Annotated in this window: 23 protein-coding genes; 9 read left to right on the top strand and 14 right to left on the bottom strand. The window is 59.9% G+C overall.

Annotated elements, in window-relative coordinates; all coding sequences use genetic code 11:
* Positions 1-184 precede the first annotated feature (184 nt).
* Both ACZ5C7_RS10960 and ACZ5C7_RS10955 read left to right on the top strand, forming a co-directional pair.
* Positions 185-523 carry a hypothetical protein gene (locus ACZ5C7_RS10960; protein WP_464376342.1) on the top strand — a complete coding sequence of 113 codons (339 nt, stop codon included), beginning with the start codon at positions 185-187 and terminating at the stop codon, positions 521-523.
* Positions 524-809: 286 nt separating this feature from the next.
* Positions 810-1,268 carry a hypothetical protein gene (locus ACZ5C7_RS10955; protein ID WP_464376341.1) on the top strand — a complete coding sequence of 153 codons (459 nt, stop codon included), beginning with the start codon at positions 810-812 and terminating at the stop codon, positions 1,266-1,268.
* A gap of 222 nt (positions 1,269-1,490) precedes the next feature.
* On the opposite strand, the gene ACZ5C7_RS10950 is transcribed toward ACZ5C7_RS10955, so the two are convergent.
* The 3 genes from ACZ5C7_RS10950 to ACZ5C7_RS10940 all read right to left on the bottom strand — a co-directional run bounded on the left by ACZ5C7_RS10950 (position 1,491) and on the right by ACZ5C7_RS10940 (position 3,454).
* Positions 1,491-1,877: a PIN domain-containing protein gene (locus ACZ5C7_RS10950; RefSeq protein ID WP_464376340.1), complete on the bottom strand. Its 387-nt coding sequence runs from the start codon at positions 1,875-1,877 to the stop codon at positions 1,491-1,493.
* Positions 1,867-2,091 (bottom strand): ribbon-helix-helix domain-containing protein, encoded by a 225-nt coding sequence (locus ACZ5C7_RS10945; protein WP_464376339.1) that lies wholly within the window; start codon positions 2,089-2,091, stop codon positions 1,867-1,869. Before ACZ5C7_RS10945 ends, ACZ5C7_RS10950 begins: the two co-directional genes overlap by 11 nt.
* Positions 2,092-3,235: 1,144 nt before the next feature.
* Positions 3,236-3,454 (bottom strand): hypothetical protein, encoded by a 219-nt coding sequence (locus ACZ5C7_RS10940; protein WP_464376338.1) that lies wholly within the window; start codon positions 3,452-3,454, stop codon positions 3,236-3,238.
* Positions 3,455-3,601: 147 nt separating this feature from the next.
* Here ACZ5C7_RS10940 and ACZ5C7_RS10935 point away from each other — a divergent pair, with 147 nt between their 5' ends.
* Complete coding sequence (locus ACZ5C7_RS10935; RefSeq protein ID WP_464376337.1) at positions 3,602-3,820, top strand: hypothetical protein; 219 nt, start codon at positions 3,602-3,604, stop codon at positions 3,818-3,820.
* A 154-nt stretch (positions 3,821-3,974) separates the two neighbouring features.
* Positions 3,975-5,033 (top strand): hypothetical protein, encoded by a 1,059-nt coding sequence (locus tag ACZ5C7_RS10930; protein ID WP_464376336.1) that lies wholly within the window; start codon positions 3,975-3,977, stop codon positions 5,031-5,033.
* A gap of 25 nt (positions 5,034-5,058) precedes the next feature.
* Here the strand turns inward: ACZ5C7_RS10930 and ACZ5C7_RS10925 are convergent, their stop codons facing one another.
* The 5 genes from ACZ5C7_RS10925 to ACZ5C7_RS10905 form a co-directional block, all read right to left on the bottom strand.
* Positions 5,059-6,228 carry a zinc-dependent alcohol dehydrogenase gene (locus ACZ5C7_RS10925; protein ID WP_464376335.1) on the bottom strand — a complete coding sequence of 390 codons (1,170 nt, stop codon included), beginning with the start codon at positions 6,226-6,228 and terminating at the stop codon, positions 5,059-5,061.
* 162 nt (positions 6,229-6,390) lie between these two features.
* A complete protein-coding gene (locus tag ACZ5C7_RS10920) occupies positions 6,391-7,428 on the bottom strand; it encodes a DUF7972 family membrane protein (RefSeq protein WP_464376334.1) in 1,038 nt (345 codons plus the stop codon).
* 83 nt (positions 7,429-7,511) lie between these two features.
* Complete coding sequence (locus tag ACZ5C7_RS10915) at positions 7,512-8,543, bottom strand: DUF7972 family membrane protein (protein WP_464376333.1); 1,032 nt, start codon at positions 8,541-8,543, stop codon at positions 7,512-7,514.
* 74 nt (positions 8,544-8,617) lie between these two features.
* On the bottom strand, positions 8,618-9,634 hold the full coding sequence (locus ACZ5C7_RS10910; RefSeq protein ID WP_464376332.1) for a DUF7972 family membrane protein: 1,017 nt from the start codon (positions 9,632-9,634) through the stop codon (positions 8,618-8,620).
* Between the two features lie 13 nt (positions 9,635-9,647).
* Positions 9,648-10,703 (bottom strand): DUF7972 family membrane protein, encoded by a 1,056-nt coding sequence (locus ACZ5C7_RS10905; protein ID WP_464376331.1) that lies wholly within the window; start codon positions 10,701-10,703, stop codon positions 9,648-9,650.
* Between the two features lie 412 nt (positions 10,704-11,115).
* Between ACZ5C7_RS10905 and ACZ5C7_RS10900 the strand changes: the two genes are divergently transcribed.
* Both ACZ5C7_RS10900 and ACZ5C7_RS10895 read left to right on the top strand, forming a co-directional pair.
* Positions 11,116-11,610, top strand: coding sequence for an FxLYD domain-containing protein (locus tag ACZ5C7_RS10900; RefSeq protein ID WP_464376330.1), 495 nt, complete (start codon positions 11,116-11,118; stop codon positions 11,608-11,610).
* A 130-nt stretch (positions 11,611-11,740) separates the two neighbouring features.
* Positions 11,741-12,178 (top strand): hypothetical protein, encoded by a 438-nt coding sequence (locus ACZ5C7_RS10895; RefSeq protein WP_464376329.1) that lies wholly within the window; start codon positions 11,741-11,743, stop codon positions 12,176-12,178.
* Positions 12,179-12,312: 134 nt separating this feature from the next.
* Here the strand turns inward: ACZ5C7_RS10895 and ACZ5C7_RS10890 are convergent, their stop codons facing one another.
* Complete coding sequence (locus ACZ5C7_RS10890; RefSeq protein WP_464376328.1) at positions 12,313-12,837, bottom strand: HPP family protein; 525 nt, start codon at positions 12,835-12,837, stop codon at positions 12,313-12,315.
* Positions 12,838-13,112: 275 nt separating this feature from the next.
* Positions 13,113-13,949 carry a PspA/IM30 family protein gene (locus tag ACZ5C7_RS10885; protein WP_464376327.1) on the bottom strand — a complete coding sequence of 279 codons (837 nt, stop codon included), beginning with the start codon at positions 13,947-13,949 and terminating at the stop codon, positions 13,113-13,115.
* Positions 13,950-14,171: 222 nt separating this feature from the next.
* On the opposite strand from ACZ5C7_RS10885, the gene ACZ5C7_RS10880 reads away from it, so the two are divergent.
* The gene (locus tag ACZ5C7_RS10880; RefSeq protein ID WP_464376326.1) at positions 14,172-14,807 is read left to right on the top strand and encodes an alpha/beta hydrolase; all 636 of its coding nucleotides are present in this window, start codon (positions 14,172-14,174) and stop codon (positions 14,805-14,807) included.
* A 190-nt stretch (positions 14,808-14,997) separates the two neighbouring features.
* The gene (locus tag ACZ5C7_RS10875; protein ID WP_464376325.1) at positions 14,998-15,597 is read left to right on the top strand and encodes a CAP domain-containing protein; all 600 of its coding nucleotides are present in this window, start codon (positions 14,998-15,000) and stop codon (positions 15,595-15,597) included.
* Positions 15,598-15,686: 89 nt separating this feature from the next.
* Here the strand turns inward: ACZ5C7_RS10875 and ACZ5C7_RS10870 are convergent, their stop codons facing one another.
* Both ACZ5C7_RS10870 and ACZ5C7_RS10865 read right to left on the bottom strand, forming a co-directional pair.
* Positions 15,687-17,594: an ATP-binding protein gene (locus ACZ5C7_RS10870; RefSeq protein ID WP_464376324.1), complete on the bottom strand. Its 1,908-nt coding sequence runs from the start codon at positions 17,592-17,594 to the stop codon at positions 15,687-15,689.
* A 184-nt stretch (positions 17,595-17,778) separates the two neighbouring features.
* The gene (locus ACZ5C7_RS10865; protein ID WP_464376323.1) at positions 17,779-18,399 is read right to left on the bottom strand and encodes a DUF7344 domain-containing protein; all 621 of its coding nucleotides are present in this window, start codon (positions 18,397-18,399) and stop codon (positions 17,779-17,781) included.
* Between the two features lie 282 nt (positions 18,400-18,681).
* Here ACZ5C7_RS10865 and ACZ5C7_RS10860 point away from each other — a divergent pair, with 282 nt between their 5' ends.
* The gene (locus ACZ5C7_RS10860; RefSeq protein ID WP_464378436.1) at positions 18,682-19,026 is read left to right on the top strand and encodes a DUF7113 family protein; all 345 of its coding nucleotides are present in this window, start codon (positions 18,682-18,684) and stop codon (positions 19,024-19,026) included.
* A 6-nt stretch (positions 19,027-19,032) separates the two neighbouring features.
* Here ACZ5C7_RS10860 and ACZ5C7_RS10855 read toward each other — a convergent pair whose 3' ends face one another.
* Complete coding sequence (locus tag ACZ5C7_RS10855; protein ID WP_464376322.1) at positions 19,033-19,815, bottom strand: cohesin domain-containing protein; 783 nt, start codon at positions 19,813-19,815, stop codon at positions 19,033-19,035.
* Positions 19,816-19,980: 165 nt separating this feature from the next.
* The gene (locus ACZ5C7_RS10850; protein WP_464376321.1) at positions 19,981-22,182 is read right to left on the bottom strand and encodes a bifunctional metallophosphatase/5'-nucleotidase; all 2,202 of its coding nucleotides are present in this window, start codon (positions 22,180-22,182) and stop codon (positions 19,981-19,983) included.
* Positions 22,183-22,185 lie beyond the last annotated feature (3 nt).

Below are 22,185 nucleotides of genomic sequence, written 5' to 3'. Positions count from 1 at the left end.
TGCCCCGGGTGGTCATAGCACCCGAGACGTGGCTTCCAATCCGGTAACGGATGGTTGCCATGATTGGATTGCTTCTCCGCGGGCTTAAACATCCCGTCCGACAGACGAATCGAAGTCAACTAGTGCCAGCCGTCGGTCCCAAACCACAGATAGCAGGTCACAGACGCCGGAAGAGGTACGAGCGATGACCGTCGCGACGGACGATCTGGTCGTCGACATCGTCCGAACCCTCGAGAAAGAAGGCATCCCTCGAGATTCCTACCAGCTCGCAAGCGAGTTCGACCCCGAAGCGCTCGCCCGACTACTCGACTCCGGCGGCCGCTCGGTCCAAGTCCGCCTCGAGGTTCGGGGCGTCCCGCTGGTCGTGACGAATCTCGGCGTTCGGGTAACCGACGAGGAGCCGTTCTCCCACCCCGAATGTCCCCACTGTGGCTGTCCGGTATCCACCGTCGTCCAGCTCGTTCCAGAGTACCACAACGCCTACCCCTGTGGCTGTCAGGTTCGGGGTGATTTGCTCGAGTAATTAGGTTGCTCGAGTACCGAGATTGTTTGATGATTCCTCGAGTTGCAGGTCGTCGCTACGTGGTTCGCCAGTACCAGTAGAGAGGGGGGACAATTCCGTTATTTTCACACTGAGAGTGAAACTGGTGAGGAGTACAGGGCGAGACGTCACCGGAGTGTCTATCGGTTTATCTGGGATCTGTTAAACGTCGCTTGCTGAATATAGAGGTTCTATGCAGTAGAGTAGGGTACCGGTGTAAAGACAGCGTTCTCTGAGATTTAATAGACTTGAGTCAGATATGTTGACTATGGGATTGTTCGATTTCTTAAATATAGGCGAGAGCACCTCACAGGAACGAACACAGTCAGATCAACCGATCCGTGTTCAAAAGGTCTATTTTACAGATGTAGATCCCGAAGCCAAGGACTCGATATTGGATTTCGATCTGATTTTTGGGCCTCGTGGCGAAGGAGGAGGTTTTGGACTTTATCGGACAAATGACTCCTTCCATCTTGAGAGCGAAAGCGATTGGAAAATTATAGTCTATGAGTCAGGATACGCTGTGCAAATAGGAGAAGGTTGGGCACAGGCCCATTTGGGTAGAATTAGTACGAGTGAGTATTTGAAACCGGGGTGTCGAGAAAATTTTGAGGTTATAGATATGCCAACAAAGTTTGTTGGAAGGCAGATTCCAGAAAGAAGTGAATGGTCGGACGAACAATTACAGGCCATACTATCATCGTTAAGCTTGGATAAAGCTGACTAGGTAACCTACTTATCACGGCTGGGATGGGCGAGATCTTTCGATAAAAAGCGGCTGAATCTCCCCTTTCGTGCGTGCAAGACTCGCTCTCCGTATTCGACACGACTCAGCCAAATTTATAGATAGTTGACAGAATCCATAGCATTCCATTCGAACGGGTAGCTCAGTCCAAGTGAGATGAAAGAATACTCTGCAAATCGTTCTATGACACCTTCGGTTGGGATGTCAATCGAGGTCGCGCGGATCGACGTGTCCGACTTCGTCGATCTCAGGATAGAGCGTGTCGGTCGATACGATCGGTTCCTCAAGCGTGTAGGCAGTCCCAAGATGGACCGCGTCGAAGACATTGAGCCGGTCATAAGTCCGTCGCAACTCTCCAGCGGCGTCCATCATATCGACGGTCAACGGGACGAGTTCGATTCCTTCGTTCGCAATCTTGCTGTGGCTATTCGAGAGCTGTTCGTTGCTCCAGGTGTCTTCCATCACGTACTGCACTTCAATCGCTATTGGGACCGATGTCTTTGGTGCGTCGATCGCCTCGAGGTCGACCGTGCTTGCTAGCCAGTCATCGGTTTTCAGAAGTGCAAGGACGGGGTCGGTATCAAGATACACGCTTTCGCTCCAAGCGCTCTTTGACGTCCGCACGCGCCTCAGCGTCGGTTTGGTCGTGGAGTCGTGCTTGTCGTTCTTCGCGAACGATGAGGCGGGCACCATATCGGAGGGCTTCGGACCGTGAACTAAACACGCCGTCCTTGACGAGTGAATCGAGTTCTTTCACCAACTCAGTCGGGAGCGATACCGGCACAGAGTGTCTATCGGTGCTCATAGCTATACGTACTCTATACAACTGTATAATATCTCGGCGCTCTGGCTTATTCGTAGTGTGCAACCCGCTCGCCGTTCACTCGCAGGAGACCTATCTCGTGCACGGTTGCAAGGTAGTAGAGGCAGCGTTAGTTAGATATTCACCTACAGATCTAACTACCCCCGCGTATACAAAGGACTGCTTTCAGTCTCGACGCATATTGAAGGGCGATCAATTGCGTTGGCGACGCCTATTCCATGGTGGCTATACCCATTCAGATGTTCATACACAGCCACGCATTAGTAGTCAGCTACCATTGGAAGACGATTTACTGTCGCTTCGTAGCTGAAGACCTGGATAGCTGATTGGGAGCAAAATCGCTATGTGGTTTTCAGGTGGGAAGTGAGACTACCCATGGGAATTCTCACTTCCCACCATATGGGGAAAAGGTTGTAATCAAATAGGTCGCACACTCTCTCCACGATTACTCGACGAACGGCAAGTACAGGCTGTGCAGGTATCGTCTGGCTTCAGGAATTGTCAATTTTCGATGTGCTTGAGATTGGTAAATGGGGGACAACGGTGCTGCGATGAACAGCTCGAAAGCCCCTGGCCCGCTCGAGTCGTCTGGCGGCGTGCGCTCCTCGGTTCGCTTCGCTCACCTGCGGTGCTAGCGGCCCCCAGACTCCCCGACCGGACCAGCCCCTTTCAATCCCACCCGCCGCCGCGGTGGCCGGGAGCTCGTGCCCGCGCCTCAGTGCGGGCTGTGCGACCCGGGGAAAGGCAGGCAATAGCTGAGCCTGGTGTCCACGCGAGCGAAGCGAGTGTGGGCTCGGAAGTCGCAGCCCGCGCAGCGAAGCGAGCAGGAACGTCTTCAGGCGGATTGAAAGGGCGAAGCGGGCTCGCGTCGGCGAGGAGTCGCTCTGCTGGCACTATCCGAACGCAGTGAGGATATCCAGCAGAGCGGCCGCGAGCGGGCTGAGGGCTTTCATCGAATTCACATCTCACGAGAACGAGAAGTGACTACAGTCACATATACTGTGACAGCATTCACATCGTTCAACTAGCACCTGTAGTGATCAGATCGCCGCGTTTCGTTTCACCATGTCTTAGGAGGCACACACCTCTCAGTACAGGTGCTAAACCGAACGAGAGATAGTTACAGTCAATTTCCGTAGACTGAATCGAAGCGAGTGTACACCGCTGCAAATGCGATAAAGACAGCAATTGCTCCGATACCGACACCAATCCATTCTCCGTATGGAACACCGTATTCTAACAGACTAATTGCAAGCCGTTCTCCGACAAATGCCATCATCATGATGACGCCTAAGCCGAGGAGAAAACTCACAACGAAGTTCCGTTCGATGATGTTCTGTTCCATACAAAATAGTTCTTGTGAGGAGTAATATCTTTTCCGTCCGTCTGATACTCAGTAGGGGCCTTGTCGACCATGCTATCCATAGAAAGCACAGTCGGAATTGACCCGTCAAGAACCCTCTGTGAAGAGACGCCCGTGTGAGTTGAGGGGGTGAGTAATTATCCAATCGAGCAAACCGATCCCGGCGTCGTCGAGGTCGAGAAGTCGACCACGCTCGAGCCGACCGAATCGGTGTCCGAAACCTACGAATTCGGCCCCTCCTACGATCGGTTGCGGTCGGGGACCGCCGCGGTCCGAACGTTCGGTGGTGACCGGCTCTTCGAACGAACCGCGCCGCTTGAGGCCGAACTCGTTATCGAGGAAGCGTAATCACGAGCCTCGTTCCCGTCCCAGATTCGGTTTTAGCCAGACCAGACCATTGTTCGCCGATAGCACCGCGATCGCTAGTCGTCTTTCATATTTTCAGACCGTCCAAATCGCCTGAACTGAGGTTTACAACCGCCGGTGTGGTTGTCACGATAACATGCGCGACGACGACACCTCAAGGATCCTCCGACGGACGATGTTAACGGCGACCGGGAGCGCGCTCGCGCTCTCTACCACGGGCGCTGCAAGATCCTCCCAGAACACGACGACCGACTGGTTCTCGGATCGGTGTCCCGACGCGACGACCGAACCGAGCATGGGCCACTGCGACGGGGCGAGTATGGAGGACTGTGCCGACGACCATCCCGAAACCGAAACGCTCCGCGAGGCCGTCGAAGAAACGCTCGAGAACGAATACCCCGACGCGAACGCGTTGCTCGAGGCCGGGTTCAAGCCCTACTTCGACACGCTCTCGAGCGACGACGACGGTTGGTCCCACTGGCTGAGTCCGGAGTACATCGGCGACGATAACGTCTTGGATCCCGAGCGGCCCGAATCCGTTCTCGTCGACAACGACTCGTGGCGATCGATCGGCGTGATGTTCATCGCGACCAGCGACGGCGAACCGATCGATCCGCCGCCGGCGGTCTACGAGGTGGACGGAGACGGTGAGGATGGTGACGAGGACTACGAACAGGGGGACTACGACCGACACGATGATCACCACGACGGAGATGACGGCCACGAACACGGGGATCACGACGACCACGGCCACGGAGACGCCGACGACCACCACGGAGATGCCGAAGACGATCACGACCACGGAGATCACGGCGAAGAGGACGGCGAGGACGATCACCACCACGACCACCCGGGCGACGAAACCCGCTGTTCGCCGTGGCACTACCACGCCGGACTCCCGGGGCGATTCGCGTGGTGGTTCTACCAGCAGGTCTACGAGGGCGACTCGAGCGACCGTTCGCTCCGACTCCCCTGCCAGACCCCCTGCATGATGCACGTCTGGACGGTCGACCACCCCGAGGGGGTCTACGCCCACGACGCGCCGCCGGGCGAATACCGAGAACGGGATTCGCCGGCAGAAAATGGGTTCGGCACGGACGCAGAGCCGGGCGAGGACCGTCTCGAGTGGGACGCCTTACCCGAGAGCGAACTTCCTGACGTGATGCCCGACGAGTTGCGAGGGTGGCTAGATTAGTAACAGAGAGTCCGATAAGAGGCCTTCAAGGAGTCATAACCACCTTGATACAGTCGTCTTCCTTGTTGTTGAACGTCTCGTACATCTCCGGGCCGTCCTCGAGGCCGACCTGATGGCTGATGACGAACGAGGGGTCGATCTCGCCGTCTTCGATCTTCTCCATGAGCGGATCGAGGTATCGCTGGACGTGGGTCTGTCCCGACTTCACCGTTATCGCCTTGTTCATGAGCGGACCGAACGGGACGTTGTCCGACTGTCCCATGTAGACGCCGGGAACCGAGAGCGTGCCGCCCTTTCGACAGCACTTGATCGCCTCGCGCAGGACGTGCGGGCGGTCGTCCTCGAGGTGCATGTCCTGCTTGACCTGATCGGTCACGCCGGCCAATCCCGTGCCGTGGGCTTCCGAACCGACTGCGTCGATACACCGATCCGGTCCTCGGCCGCCGGTCATCGCCATCAGCCGGTCGTAGACGTCTTCGTGCTCGAAGTTGAGGGTCTCCGCATCGCCGTGACTGTTCGCCATCTCGAGGCGCTCGGGGATGCGATCGATCGCGATCACCTGATTCGCGCCGAACATCCAGGCGCTCTGGATGGCGAACTGGCCGACCGGGCCACAGCCCCAGACCGCGACCGTGTCGCCGTCTTCGATCTGGGCGTTTTCGGCGGCCATGTATCCCGTCGGAAAGATATCCGAGAGGAAGAGAACTTCCTCGTCCGGGATATCGGAGTCGACTTTGATCGGACCGACGTCGGCGTGAGGGACCCGCAGGAACTCCGCCTGTCCACCCGCGTAGCCGCCTAACATGTGTGAGAATCCGAGGAGGCCGGCCGGCGAATGGCCCATCGTCTTGCTGATCAGCTCGGCGTTCGGGTTCGTGTTGTCACAGAGCGAATACAGGTCCTCGCCGCAGAACCAGCACGAACCGCAACTGATCGTGAAGGGGACGACCACGCGGTCGCCGACCTCGAGTCGGTCGACCTCGCTTCCAACCTCGACGACTTCGCCCATCGGCTCGTGGCCGAGCACGTCGCCTTCGCGCATTCCGGGCATGTACCCGTTGTAGAGGTGAAGGTCGGATCCGCAGATTGCGGTAGCCGTGATCTCGATGATCGCGTCGGTCGGATTGGCTATTTCGGGTTTCGGAACCTCGTCGACGCGAACGTCCTTTTCGTCGTGCCAGACGAGCGCTTTCATCGATATCTCCCGCCGTGATCGGCGCGCTTCGGTTCCGCGGACTCGATCCCGGTCGTGTTACGAGTTGTACAAGTCACGGTAGCGAACGACACTCAAGATTCAACTAAAGCTGGTCCCTGCTCCTGCAAGAAACGGTATTTGATCCACAGATCGACTTGCGACTCACTCCCAGTCGATATCCTCGCCGCGGCCGGACTCCCGGAGGATGAACGGGCCGATCGCGAGCGTTCGCTTGGCCATGGTTGCGATCCGCACGACGAACGAGACCAGGATCAAGAACGGCGTGACCGCGACGGTCGTCGTGGCGGCGACGATCCAGACGAGCGCGTCGATACCGAGGAGAGTCCCGGTCGCTGCGTTCGCGTCGAAAAAGAGGATCATCGAGGCCGTGACGATCAGGGCGGGAACCGCGACGTACATCATCGCTCGCGAGAGGTTGATAAGTTCCCACTGGAAGTAAAGCGTCTTGAAGTGCTCTCGAGCGAGTCCGAACAGTTTCAGCGACTCGAGCAGTTCGTCGTAGGCGTCGCGGGCCTCGTCGGTGAACGAGTCGGCGTGGGACTGTTCGATTCGCCGGGCGCGAAAGATCTTCCACGAGTAGTTGTAATCCAGCGCCGATTTCACGACGGAGTAGGTGCCGAACTGGGCGTTCTCGAGGTCGTCGCGGATCGTGTCAGCGTGAGTCGTCAGGTTCTCGGTGAAGCCGTCGACGCGATCGATGAACTCCTCGTCGCGGCTGTCGGAGACGGCGCTCCGAAAGTCCCGTGCCCGTTCTTCGGAGGCGGCGATGATCGCTTGCAGAAACGACGACGGCTCCGGCGGACTCACCGGCGCATCGATCGACGACTCGACGTCCTCTCGAAACTCCATCGCGCCGTCTAACCGCTCGCGCTGGTCCTCGACCGCGCCGAGTTCCTGGGAGAGGACGAGCGAATTGATCGAGACGACGAGCGTGACGCCGGTAATCAAAGCAGTTGTGAGTCCCTGAAACAGCGTGTGGACGGGTTCTTTCGTCTCGAGTAGAGATCGGAGCGAAACGGGGCTGATCTGGCTCGCGGCCAGCAGCCCGACGAACACGAACACCATGAGACCGGCGGTAACGAGCCACCGGTTGGCGTTCAACAGGAGTTCGTGTTTCCACGTCGATTCGACGCTTCGCTCGGCCATCGTATCGCCCGGCTGCGAACCCTCGTCGCTCATCGGTGTACTCGAGTAGTACACAACGGTGTGGAAATAAATACTGATCACCGCTCCTGATGGTCCGTCTCACCGACGGACCGCGATCAGTCGTCACTGCGCTCGGACTCCCGAAGGATGAACGGCCCCATCGCGAGGGTCCGCTTCGCGACGGAGGCGATCCGAAGAATGTAGACCGTGAAGACGACGAAGGGAGCGATTCCGACGACGAATCCCGCGCTTGTTAGCCAGACCAAATTATCGATGCCAAGGGTCGTCCCCGGAAGCGCGTTCGCGTCGACGTACATGATCATGATCGCCATCACGGCCAACGCGGGAACCGAAATGTACAGCAGCGCCCGCGAGAGGTTGATGAGCTCCCACTGGAAGTACAGCGTCTTGAAGTGCTCTCGAGCCGGACCGAAGAACTTCATCACCTCGATCGTGTCGTCGATGGCCTCGCTCGCTTCCGAGGAGAGGTCGTCCTCGTAATCGGCCCGGAGCTGTCGCCCCTCGTATATCTTTCGGGAGTAATCGAACGTGAGCGCGTACCAAATCACTTCGAACGTACCGAACTCGGCGTTCTCGAGGGTGTCTTTCGTCGCGTTCGCGATCTCGGTAATTCCGTCGACGTATTCCTCGACCGCCGTTCGGACGTCCTCGCCGTGGTCGCGTTCGACCGCCGAGGCGATCCCGTTCGCCCGCTCCTGGGTACCGTCCATGAGATCGTACAGAAACGCGGACGGATCGGGTGGGCTCGCCTGCTCGTCGATCGCGTCCTCGACGTCTTCGCGGAACTCGATCGATTTGCCCATCCGCTCGCGCTGGTCGCCGACCGCACCCAGTTCCTGGGATAACACGAGCTGGTTGATCGTGACGACGATCGACGTGCCGGTGATGATCGCGCCGATAAACGCCGAAAAAAGGAACTCGAGGCCGTCCTGATTCGAAACGATCTGGCGCAACGGCGACAGGCCGAGCTGACTCGTGATCGCGAGAACGAGGAAGACGATCGACAGCACGGCCGCTGTGAATAGCCGGCGGTCCAGACGGAGCAACAGGTACATTCGGACGCCGCTCGGTCTCCCGTAGTGGTCGTTCCCGTCGGTACCGTCATCGGTCGAATCCGAATCCCCCATCGAATCGAACGGATCGACAGGAGCGGGAGGGAAAATACCGCGGCCGGAAGTCGACGGCAGTTCGGAGCCGTCACCTATTCTTCGAAGTCGACGCGCGGGACGAACGGGCCGAAGTCGGCGGTTCGACTCGCGATCGAGGCGATTCGGAACGTGTAGACCAGCAGGACGATAAACGGGAGGAAGACGACGGTAACGACGATGCTAACGAGAAGAACGAGGAGGGTTGGATCGCCGACGGCCTCGATGATCGACCCGTAGGTCATCATGAAAATGCCGCCGCCGAGAAGCGTCGGGAACCCGACGACCAACAGGAGTTTCGAGAGGTGCGCGAGTTCGTGTTGCATGTACAGCGTCTTGAACGATTGTCTGGCGACGGCGAGGTGTCCGAACAACTCGACGAGGACGGACAGCGTATCGACGGCCTCCTCGGGGAAGTCCGAACCGTGTTCCTCTCGGATCGTGCGGGCCGCGTAGAGGTGCGCCCCGTTGAAGTGGCCGAGGACCGAGGAAAGGGCATCGAACGTGCCGAAGTCGGCACCCTCGAGCGCGTCGATAACGATCTCTCCTTCGCTGGTGACCGCGTCGGCGAACGCCTCGAGGAGCGTCTCGAGTTCCGGGTCGTCGACGCGCTCTGTGGTCGATTCCAGTGTTTGTGCACGATCGACGACGGACTCTACGACGAGTTGGAGGAAATCCGCCGGCGCGGCCGGGCTGACCGTCGTTCCGGTCAGTTCCTCGACATCCCGACGAAACGACGCCATCTCGGCGAAGCGCTCCTCGAGGTCGCCCGGCCAGCCCAACTCTTGGGAGAGGACAAGCTGGTTGATCGCGAGGACGATCGTGATGAACGGGAGCGTCCCGCCGACGATGGCCGCGACGAGGGTCGTGGCGGTCGCCGGGTCAGTGACGGGGATGTATCCGGCGAATCCGATGGTCGCACAGACGAGGAAGACGACGGCGGCGAACAACGCCGTGAGTACGTACCGATTCCCGTCGAGGATGACCCAACGTTTGACCGGCGATTCGCGAAGCCGTTCGTGGACGAGGTCGCTTTGGGCCACCTCCTCGTCGATCGCCTCGTCGCTACTCATTGGACTGTGTAGATCATTCGTCGTCCTCTCCGTAGGACACCTCGAACGGACCAGCATTGGGATCCTTCTGCGGTAACATCGGGCCGACCGACGCCGTCCTGCGCGTCACGGTTGCGGTGCGGAGGATGTAGGAGACGAGCAGCGCGAGCGGCGAGACGACGATCGCGATGAGTGCGCTCACGACGATCGGGAGATAGACGATGCTGACGCTCGCGCCCCCGAAATCGGCGTAGACGAGCCCGATAGTGATCGCCGACAGAATCGCGGGAACGCCCGAGTAGATCGTCAACTGCGAAAACCTGGTGAGTTCCCGCTGGAGGTAGGTCGTCTTGAAGTGCTCTTGTGCGACGTCGAAGAGCTGAAGCGTCCCGATTAGGTCGTCGAACGCCTCGAGTTGCTCGTCCGACAGCTCCTCGGCGTACTTCCCGCGAAGGTGTCTCGCGACGTACACCTGCCAGGCGTTGTTGTACCGGATCGACGCGGAAACCGCTTTGAACGTCCCGAACGACGTCGACTCGAGCGTCTCGTCGACTCGGTCGGTCCGCTCCTGAACGCTGTTTACGTACTGGTTGACCTGCTCTTTGAACTCGCTATCCTCGTGGTCGTCGACGGCCTCGGCGAGTTCTCCCGCACGGTGATAGATCGCTTCGACGATCAACTCGAGCACCCGCGTCGGCGCTGCGGGGCTCGCCGGAACACCCGTCTGCTCCTCGACGTCGCGGCGAAAATCCATGACACCGTCGAGTTGTCCGCGGGCCTCTCCGGCCGTCGCGAACTCCTGGGAGAGGATCAACTGATTGATCGACACGACCAGCGTAACGAGCGAGAACGTCCCCGCGATCATCCCGCCAGCAAGTCGGGTCACCGAGTCGTCGTTCGCGAACGAGATGAATCCGATCTCGTTCAACACGAGAAAGAGGATGAACGTGGCGACCGAAAGCGCGAACGTGATGAACAGTCGGTCTCCCTCGACCAAAACCCACTCCTGGAACCGCGTCACGGAACTCGCTCGATCCTCGACTTCGGCCCCGTAAGACTCGAGCGTCTCGTCCGTCTCGGAAGACCCCATAGAGATACTGTCGTTCTGGCCGACAATAATGGTCGGCGTTGCATATCAGCGAGCGTTCCACTGAACAGGTAGCCCACGCTAAGAGTGAGCCACAGCTCGTCTCTCGTGTTGGGCCCTCCCGGATCCGGATCCAACGGATCGATTTTCTACCTGATATCGCGGCGAGGTGACTCGAGAACGCGGAGACCCTTCGAAGGTCGTTTCATTCAGGGCTTACACTCAAATGCGTTCGCGGTGTCGATCCGGGTATGAACGGTTACGGTGATCGCTTTCGGTGCTTCGGAACTACTGTGTACAGACGGCACCCGCGAGACGGCCGGTTTGCTCGACGAGTCATGGATCGCAAGGCGACCCGTCGCGCGGGGAAAGAGCGAAAGGCGCCTCCGACGGACGGGCGAAGGCCAGCGTTCTGATGCCTTCGACCCTCCCGAGTCGGCGTCGCGTTCTCGCCGCGAGCGGGGCCGCGACCGTCGCGATCCTCGCCGGCTGTAACGGCATCGATATCGGTGACGAACCGGATTACGAAGCCGGCGACGTCGGCGACATCGACGGGGAAGACCGGACCGCCGAAGAGATGACCGCAGCCGAAAGCGTCGCCGAACAGGAGATCACGGAAGGGGTGACGCCGCTCGAGGGAATCGCGATCGGCGATCACGAGTTCGTCCTCGAGGACGGCTATCTCGGCTCGACCGTACAGGGGACCGTCGAAAATACAGGAACCGACCGAATCCAACTCGTGGAAGTTCGCGTTCGCGTTTACGACGAAAACGGCACCCAGATCGACCGGTATCTCGACACCACCGGCGACCTCAGCGGCGGTTCCGAGTGGGAGTTTCAGGTCGTCATCCTCGAGTCACCCGAGGATATCGCAGACTACGACATCGTTGCGCTCGGAACGCCAGCGTGAGTCGAGGAGCGAGCTATCGTTTCGAACGGCTCACACCGTCCCGGTGCTGTAGAGCGGTATTTTCGTTGATCGGAACGCGCGAGAAGAGCACGAACAGAAACCTTATGTGAATTTATACAAATGTGTCAGCGTGACGCGCCGATCTCGACGATCGATCCTCCAATTGTCCGCCGTCGGGGCGCTCGGTACGAGTAGTGGGTGTTTCGATGCGGTCGGTGAATCCGAGGAGGAAATCCAGTTTTGCGAAGCGAGAGTGTTCAACGAGGGAACGACGAGCCACGAAGTACAAATCCGTATTACAGAAGGCGACGCCGTCCGATACGAAGAAGAAACCGAACTCGCTACAAACAACGAAGAAGGGGACAGCTCCCTACAAATAACGGCTTCAGACCTCCCGTCTTCGGAGGGGGCATTCGCGTTGAAAGTTCGAGTCGACACGGGAGAGTGGGAAGAGACCGAGCTCACTCCCGAGTTCGCAGAACCTGCGGTCGTAACTGCAATCATTGGAACTGGAGAGTCGATCTCATTTTTCAAGTCCCTCGACGAGAATAGGGAGTGTGAGTTTTGAACGAAAGGAAGGAGATCGGCCAGCAAGTCCGCCTCCATCGGCCCCAAGGAGAGACACGGTCGATACACTACGCGCAATCGTCGCAGTTGCGCCTCCGCTAAAAGTGGTTTCGACCCCGCTGAAAACGAAGGAAGCTATCGCGGATCTTCCGGTTCGACGCCGTAGATATTCTGGATTCGATCGACGACGATATCGTGAAATCCGACGAGGATCGCAACGGCGAGGACGATGACGACGACTTCGATAACCGTCGCCATGAGTCCGAGAGCGACGATCAGCGTCGTCGCGCAGGCGGCCGGATGGTTCGTATCGGTCCAGAGCATCCCGATCGTCGTCAACACCATCGCGATGATCCCGCTGAGTGCGAGCCTGCCGACCTCGCTCGAGAAGGGTTCACCCTGCTCGAAGGCGTCGACGACGATCAACCCGTCGGCGAGCAACAGATACGCGATCAGTCCACAGACCGCCGCGACGGCGTGGCCGCCGATCACGTGGTAGGCACCCTCCGCTCGAGGCTGTTCCCCGGTTGCGAGCAGGTATGCAGAGGGACCGAGACTGGGAAAGAGAAACGGTTGTCCCGACGCCCAGGCCATGCCACCGAGAAGAACGAAATGCAACACGACGTTGACTCCCGCGCTTAAGTCGTCCCGAAGACTCATCAACTCAGGATATGCCAATCGCATTGATAAACATACGGCCGGATTGGTCAGTTGACCTACCGAGATCAGAGAGACGCGCGAAAACTGGATGCTGAGGAAAGCGATTCACTCGAGTGCTCGGATATCGGTATCAAGGGTGGTAAATAGCGGACAAAAGGATAACAGCGCCGTTCGCCGCGTTCTAGACAACAGGCTACGTGCTATCACCGGGTTCCCTATCGGACGCGTGATCAACAGTCTCTCGAGACAGAAAACAGCTCGCTCGCTCCGGACGCCTAGTTTTCTTCGTCCTGAAGCTCCGCGAGCTCGGCTTCGACTTCCTCGTCCGGAACCTCCGCCTCGAGATCTTCGATCTCTTCCTCGTCGACGTCGGCTTCGAGATCCGCGTCGGGTTCCGGTTCGGGTTCGGACTCGCCGCCGCCGACGTCGGACTTGAGCGTCTCGAGTTCCGCCTCGACGCCGCTATCTGTCGAGAGCTCCTCGAGTTCTCGGTCGATGTTGTCCTTATCCGAAAGCACGTCGTCGAAGGCACCCGACTCGTGGAGTTCGTCCATCGCGGCGGACCGAGCCTCCATATCTTCGGTTTGTTCTTCGGCGCGCTCGATCGCTCGGCCGACATCCTCGAACTCGTCGCCGGTTGCCGTCATCGCTTCCGAAACCGTCGAGCTCGCCTCGGCGGCCTCGTAACGGGCTTTCATCGTCTCCTTTTTCGTTCGGAACTCCTCGATGCGGTTCTGGAGTTCGTCTTTCTGGTCGATGAGACGATCCTGTTGGTTCTGGAGTTCCGAAACCTGGCGCTCGAGATCCTCGATCTGGTTCATCTTCGTCTTCTTCTTCTCGAGGGCGCGTCGAGCGAGGTCTTCGCGGTCCTGCTGGACCGCGGTTCGGGCCTGCTCGTTGTGTTTCTCGACGTTATCCTCGAGTCGGCGCTTTTGCATCTCGAGGCGCTTTTTCTGTGTCGTCAGGTCGGCGATGCCACGTTTGACGTCCTGGAGCTGGTCGCGCATCTGCTCGTAGGAGTAATCGAGCGTCTGCGTCGGGTCCTCGGCCCGGTTGAGGAGCGAGTTGACTTTCGACCGGATGACGTAAGAGGTCCGAGAGAGGATGCCCATACTCACTAGCTATCGCTCGTCACCCTTAAAAACATCACTTTGATAACAGTCTGTGCGGCGCGAAACAGCCAGCCGCCCGCAGATACCGCCGTGAACCCCCGGTTGTGACGGCCGAGAATTCGGCCGTAGAGAGCGGTTCAGCCTCGTCCCGTTCACGATCGGTTCCGGGTCCGCAAGCGGCCATCTGGCGGTTTGATTACCGACGAGCGACTACTCGAGTCCATGACCGACGAGACGACCGTCCTGATTCCCGGCGCTCGCGACGTTCGGGGCACTCTCGAGGAACCCGATGTCGGCCGTGAGCAAGCGCACCGAAACGAACCGAACGCGATCGTCGTGGCCTGTCCGCCGCATCCACAACACGGCGGCTCCCGGAGCGACCAGCGGCTCGTCGCGGTGAGCGAGGTGTTGCTCGAGGCCGATATCGCGTGCCTTCGGTTCGATTACGGCTCCTGGGACGAGGGATACGGCGAGCGTGAGGACGTCCGAAACGTGATTCGTTGGGCGAACGAGCGCTACGACCGGGTCGGCGTCTTCGGATACAGCTTCGGCGCGACGTTGGCGTTGATCGCCGCCTCGGACGCCGAGTGCGACGGCGTCGCAGTTCTCGCCCCGACGGCACAACTTGCGGACGACCTCGACGCGCTCGAGGGACTCGAGGGAGCGCAACTACCCGTTCAGGTACTGTACGGTGAGCGAGATACGACCGTCGAGTGGGATCAGATCGTCGAGTGTGCGAACGAGCGCGGCGACGAGTCCGTCGCGCTATCCGGCGATCACTTCTTTCTCGGAAAACACGACGAAATCGCGAGTGAGATTGCGGGATTTTTCGAGCGAACGCTCCTGGGACCGAGCTAGTCGGTCGCTGGTTGACCCCGCGATAGTGCCGTCGTTTCGAGCCAGCGGTTCTATTTTCAGCGCTTCGCGGTTCGAGTCTCGATAGTACGACGAGCGACGGCCGTCGGCACCGCTCATCAAACTTCGTGATTATCTTTTTATAATTTGTATTCGCTATTATTATTACGAACAACGTGAAGGGACGATGTGGATGAAACGATTCACACGATCGGTAGTTATCACGGCAGTCACAACGATGCTCGTCCTGAGTCTGATCGGTGCCGGAGCCGCGGTATCCGCCTCGAGTACGACCACGAGCGACGCGAGCGAGACCAGTATCGACGAAACCGGCGAAATCAATATAACGGCCGTCGAGCTGTCCGTTCACGAAGCGGTGAACGAGGAACGCACTGCAGACGGCGCCGACGAACTCGAGTTCGACACCGAACTTCGCGATATCGCCCAGGCACACAGCGAGGATATGGCCGAGCGCGGCTACTTCTCCCACGATGATCCGGACGGAAACGCGTTCACCGACAGGTACGAGGATGCGGGATACGAGTGCAGCGTGAACGGATACGTCGGCGGCGAGAACATCGCACAAACGTGGTACGACACGCCGGTCAACACGGGTGACGGGGATCTCGTCCACTACGAAGACGAGCAAGAACTCGGCTACGGTATCGCCGAACAGTGGATGAATTCACAGGGTCACCAGCAGAACCTCCTCGCCGACCACTGGGAGAACCAAGGCATCGGCATCCACATCACTGACGACGATCAGGTGTTCGCCACGCAGAACTTCTGCTGAAAACTTCCCCTCGGTCGATCTTTTCGTTCAGTCGCTCCGATCGGACGCCTCGAGCAGTCGGGCGCACCGTCAATCCCGCACGTGTCCCGTCAATCCCGCCCGTGTCTCGTGAGACACTTCGAGAGGCCGATTAGCTCCACGGGTTCGGAGTTGTCGGGCGAGTAGACGACCATCTGCCCCTTCTCCATGTAGGGTACTTTCGACTCGAGATTGCTCGGGATGTTCACGCTCTTGATGGCGTCCTCGTCGCCTAAGTTGAGGACGACGGTCGTGTTGATCTGCTTGAAAACCGCGTCGTCGATATCCTGTGGATCTTGCGTGATGAGAAAGAGCCCCAGACGCTCCTTTCGACCCTGCTTCGCCGCTTCGGTGAACTTCCGGATGACCTTCCCCGCTTGCACGCTGTCGGCGTCGGTGAGGAAGTTGTGTGCCTCGTCCATCCCCAAGATCAGCGGCGTCTCCTTGATTCGCTCGTAGTCCGGATCGTTCGAGAGCTTCTGGTCGATGACCAGACTCGAGAGCGCGAGCACGATAGCTTCGGTCGCCCTTGAGTCGCTGATGTGGTACGTCGGGACCACGGAGAGCCCCCCTGGACGGACGAACTCGTGGATCAGGTCGGTGATCGGCCGGGCGTCCTGATCGAAGACGTGGCCGAAGCCGAGCACGCGCCGGCGGACTGCGTCGAAGGTCGCCTCGTGGACTCGACCGGACTCGTCTAACTCCTCTCGAAGCGCCGGATCGTCGAGGAACGTCGTGAATTCCCGGTAGGTTCCGTCGGGACCGTACTGATCCCTGAACCGCGGGAGCAAGACACTCGTCAGCGCGCCGTACTGGTTGTCGTTGAGCCCGCTGCCCGCGACGAGCCACGGGTTCTCGTGGACCATCGAGAACGGAATCGTGAACTCGACCTGTTCGGCGCGGTGGTGTCCCGCCGCGTACGAGGAATCGCCGACCTTCGGAACGAACGCCGTCGTCTCCTCGATCCCGCCGTACGCGACGCCCTCGCGCTCGAGTCGCCGCGCGAAGTCGTCGTCGAGATCGGGGTTGTCGTCATGCATCTGAGCGTACTCGTCTTGGGGATCGAACTGGACGATTGCGGGCTGGACCTCACGGCCGTCCGCCATCGGATACGTTCGCTCCTCGGCGAGGTACTGCCGGAGGACGTTCTTCGCGGCGTGAGTCTTCCCGGAACCAGTTCCGCCGGCGACCAGCGAGTGGCGAAAGACCAGCGGGTCGCCCGCCTCGTAGTCGTCCTTGAGCGGGTAATCGATGGTCGGCGGGGACGCGGCCGTCCGGACCTTCTCGCCGCCGACGGAGAGATGCCCCAGGAAGACGCCGTCCTCGGGAATCTTCAGTCCCGTCTTGATTTCCTCGGTATCGTCGGCCGTCCGGATCACCGTCTGGGGTTTCGGCACGCGATCGGTCATCCGCCGTTTGAGGTCCTCACCATCCTCGTACAACACGGCGACGGGCTCGAGCGACGCGATAAACTTGAAGTCGGCTTCGTCGATGTCGTCGCGGCGCATGGCTCGTCGTGCGTGGATCTCCGTCGCGTCGTCGGCGTGGTACTGCTGGGCGTATTCGAGACCGGTAATACGACAGAACAGCGTTTCTTCGGCCGCGTTCGCACCGGCCCGACCGTCACCCGCGGCCGTCGCCGATCCGGGAGCACCTCCCACCTCCTCGGGATAGGGCGCGAGCAGGTACGTTCCGATCCTGATATCGGAGCGGTTCCCCTGGGTGATGTACGCCCGCAGTCTCGTCTCGTCTTCGTCCTCGGCGATTCGAAGGCCCTGCGAGACGCAGACGGTTCCGATGCCGACGTCTTCGCCTCGAGGGTCGACGGACGTTACCTCGAAGTCGTCGTCGGTTCCATCGGGACTCGTCTGTGCCGATCCCTCGGCGCTCGAGGGGGTGTCGTCTGCATCGGCCGTCCCGGCGGACTCCGCGCCCCCGTCGTCGACGGTGTGTTCGGTGAAATCGCCCAGATCGCTCATATACACGATATCTTATTCATCCTTCAAAGAAATACCGAGACGGTCGTCACTCTCCCCGACCGGCAGGGATCGAGGGATCCGCAGCTCACACTCGCCGCCTTCGAGGGCGACACTCGGGACATCGAAAATAAGGGATGACAGGAGAGCAGGTCGCTGGAAGCAGACTCGAGGACGAGGGCCGGTATCAGTGCATCGTCGGGATCGACCGCTTGTTCGTCTTCACCCATCCGTCTTCGTATTCGAGGAGGTCGATATCTGCCAGTGCGGGGAGGTGCGAGTGGTGAAGGGCGATTTTTGCCGTCTGGCTATCCGAGAGGGAGCCGACTTCAAGCGCCGCCAACTGTTCTGCGAGAACGTCGATCGAACACGCTCGACCCTGTTGCTCGAGCAACCGTAGGGTCGGCATTCGGACCGGATGAACGACCGTTTCGAGGAGGTTCTCGTCCGTGCTCGAACACGTCTCGAGGAGCGCCGCGACGTTTATCGGCGGGATCGGTGCGTCTTCCCCAACCGACGCAACCTCGCCGTCCCAGTTGATAACGCCGTGGTCTGCCATCTTCGGGAGATGATTGTGAGCGAGACTTGTCCGGAGCTGCCTGTCGGACAATTCGTTCGGTTCGTCAGACCCGTCTCGAGCGCGGATCTCGTTCGCCAGTTCAGTAAGCGACACCTCTCTGTTAGTGGCACCTAGAATTTCGAGGATACGAAGGCGTCGTGGGTGCCGGAGAACGTCGTAACACTTCGCCGGAATGTTCGACAACGAAGTTCGTCTGCTGTCGCCGCCGAAGTGGGCGTCCGAGCTCATTATAACGAAACACCCGTCCAACCGGTATAAGCTCATTTCCAAAAGGATTTGGGGCGTGCATTCGAGAGTTCCTCTGGTTCGGGAACGAGTTCGGGTACCGAAGGCGTAGCGGGCACGTTACACGGCACTTGCGCGGACGGGACAGTTACTCGGTCGGAAACCGCGAGTAAACTGAGACCGTAGTGATATCGGAGGACACCGGCGTTAGTGATGTCGGAGAGACACCGGCGTCAGTGTCCGCAACTCCACGCCTTTTTGCATCTTCGTGCCGTAGAACGGTTCATGTTGATGGTACGCGGTCGCGCAGGCGGTACCGAACTGACGGGAACGCTCTACGAGCGCGGCGAACAGGCACCATCCTTCCGCGGTGCACCGAACGAAGACGCCGCGTACGTTTGGGTCTGTGACGAATTCTACGAGGTCGACAGCGGTGGAACGACCCAACTCATCAACGATCGAGAGGTCAACGTCGCCTTCGAGTCGCCGATGCCCCGCGGATTCGACACCCGAGATCAGGCCGTCGAAGCAGCCAAAGAACACGTCCGAACGCAGTTCGCTCGGATCGGCGTTACCGCGAGCGACGTCGAACTCGAGGTCGAAAAGAGCGAACCCGAAACCGAGATCTGACTCGTTCTATCCTCGGTCTCGAGCCAGTAGGAAGACGGCAACGAGACCAGTTATCGCGGTTGCGATCAGCGTAACCCCGTCGAAGCCCGGCACGGAATCGTCGGTGTCACCTGAGCCCTCAGCCGTGTCGCTCTCGTCCTCGCCAGACTCGTCTTGCCCCCCATTTTGGTGATCCTCGAGTTCGTCGGGGTCCGGCTCCGGATGATCGAACGACTCGACGGGCTCGTCTTCGCCGTCGATAATCACGGAGACGTTCTGGTCGTGGATCGGCATCGGATAGGACCGCTCGAGGTTTACGCTTGTTTCCTCGAAGTTGACGTTCGCCTCGCCGGGCGGCGCGTCGTCGGCGACCTCGACGGTGACCGTCGCGAGTCTCTCGTTACCGGTTGCTCCGCCCGCGGCGGGCTCTCGCCACTGCTCGAGGATCGCCGTTCCCTCCGGATGAGCCAGCGTTTCTTCGTCGTGGACGTCAGTTTCCTCGTCTTGCTCGAGCCACGGACCCGGTTCAATATCGGTTATCTCGAGGTACTCCGGATGGTACTGGGCGACCAGATCGACCGATTCGACGCCCTCGCCGCCGTGGCCGCCGTCGGTCACCATGGTAACGTCGACGGTGAACTCCTCGCCGGGTTCGGCGTCGACGCTGTGCGGTGAGGGCGTGATGACCGCGAGTTGATCCGCTGCGGCGACCGCGCCGACGGCGACTCCCGCCGCGGTGAGGACGACCAGCAGTGCCATCAGGGCACGAACGGCGCGTTCAACTCGAGTGCGTTCAGATTCTGCTACCATGTCGTATCAAGAAACGTGCGTTCGTCTACCATGTCGTATCAAGAAACGTGCGTTCGTCTACCATGTCCTATCGGGAGATGTGCGTTCGTTGGGTCCGCGAGTTCGTGTGCTTGTTGCCGGCGGTATCGGTAGTCGCTCGATTCCGCCGGTCAGTCGCACCTGATTTTAGCCGTCGATCGGCTTGTCGGCTTCGCCCTCGAGTTCGTGCTCGTCACCGGATTCGTCGCCGCCGTTCGATCGGTTTCGAGCGTAGAGGTACGCGCCACCGGCACCGCCAGTCAGCGCAGCGGCCGGGCCGAATCCTGGGGTTCCGTCGTCGTCCGCGTCGGAATCGTCGTTCGAGCCGTCGTCGGGCTCTTCGCCGAGCACCGCGGAAGCGCTCACGTCCGCTTTGAGTTTGAAGTGATCGTACCCGTCCGAGCTCGGCACGTCGAAGCCGTAGTCCCAGTAGCCCTGGTCCGGCTCGTAGCTTCCGAACAGTCTGGCAACCGGCTCGTCGACGTCCTCGAGCAGGTCGACCAGCGCGGCTTCCTCGAACGTCACATCGATCGTGTCTCCATCACCGCTCGCAGATTCGGCATCAACGTCCGCACCCGTCCGAATCGCGACGCGGAACGAATCCTCGTCGATTTCGTCGGCCCCGTCCGGCACGTCTACGGTGAGCGTGATCTCCTCGTCGCCCTCCTCGACGGTCGCCGAATCGACTTCCTCGTCGACGCGGATCATTCGATTCTCCCGCTCGGGGGCGACCGGCTCGTCTTCGTCCTCGAGTTCCGCTAACACGTGCGGGCCCTGGAACTGGCCAGTTTCGAGAAGCACTTCGGCCTCCGAAAGCGTCGGCGAGTTACCGACCGTGTAATCGTTGTGTGCGAGATGGTACGTCTCGTCTTCGTCGACAGGTTCGCCGCCGACGAAGACGTTGTCCACCCAGACGTCGTCCTCGTGTCCGGACCATTCATAGGAGACGCCCGAAACCTGAATCGCGGGTTGTGCGCCGAAGTCCTGGTCCGGTAGCGGTCGAATTTCCTCCTCGAGATAGTCGACGACCTGTTGGCCGGTTACCTCGAGAACTTCGATCGCGTTGGGGAACGGAAGGGTATCCATGACGGCCGTCCCCGGAATTTCGCCGGGGCCGTAGGTGGAATCGCCGCGAATGCCGCCGCCGTTCTGGGCGGCGATGTCGACCTCGATATCGTCGGTTTCGCCGACGGTCCGCATCGCGTCGGTCATCAGGTTCCCCCAGTTTGTCTCGATCGCGTAGTTGTCGAACGTCGCGTTGAGTTCGACCTCGCTCTCGAAGGCCGTCTGCCCGAGTTCGTCTTCGAGATCTTCGGTCCATTCCTCGGTCAGGTCGGCGAGGTACTCGTCTTCGGCGATATCCGCGAGGTTGCGAGCGCTGATCTCGTCGTACTCGTCGACCTCCGGAGCGGGATCGAACTCCTCGGGAAGCAAGTCGGTTCGCTGCCAGTCGACGAGGTCGCCGTCCGCGTCGAGCGTGATCGAGCCGACGTGGTCGAACTCGTCCCCGAACTCGCTGATGATCGTTCCGTCCTCGAGAGCGGGTTCCTCGAGGACGACGCCGGAGTGTGAGCCGACGATGGCGTCGAGGCCGTCGACTTCGGACGCGAGCGTGTAGTGGACCCCCGTCGAGACGTGCGACGCCAGAACGACGATGTCCGCGCCTTCGTCGCGAAGCGCGTCGACCGCTTCCTGCGATCCTTCGACGTAGCCTAACACCTCCCACTCCTCGGGATAGTCCGTCAGCGAGTGGAAGGTCTCCGAGACGAGCCCGAAGACGCCGATCGTCAGGTCCCCTTCCTCTATCGTGATCCAGCGTTCGGTCCCCGGGACGGCGTCGCCCTCCTCGTCGAGCAAGTTCGCGACGACCCAGGGGAACTCGCTCTCCTCGAACCGGTCGGTCGCGACGTCCGCGCCGAAGTCGTACTCGTGGTTTCCGACCCCGTTAGCGTCGATATCCATGTAGTTGAGCGCCTCGATCATGTGTTCGCCCTCGTACTCGAGGCCGAGCATCGACGGCGCGATATCGTCGCCGTTTCCGAAAAACAGCGCGTTGTCTTCGTCCTCGAGAACATCCTGGACGACGGTATAGTAGCGTGCGATGTTCAGTTCGGCCTCCTCGGCGTCCTGAAACCGGCCGTGAAAGTGCGTGTCGTGGACGATCGTTACGGTCTCATCGGCTTCCTCGGCTCCGACGGTGGTGGTCGCACTGACCGGAACGAGCCCGGCGAGGGAGGCCCCTGCGGTCGCGCCGAGGAATCGGCGGCGCGTGCTATCGACGACACCGTCGTTATCGACGCCGTCTATCCGTTTTTTGTGATTATTACCGTTCGGTGACTGTCTGGCCATGAT

The organism is Halostagnicola alkaliphila (genome assembly GCF_055379965.1).
This window is presented reverse-complemented; position numbering and strand designations above follow the sequence as displayed.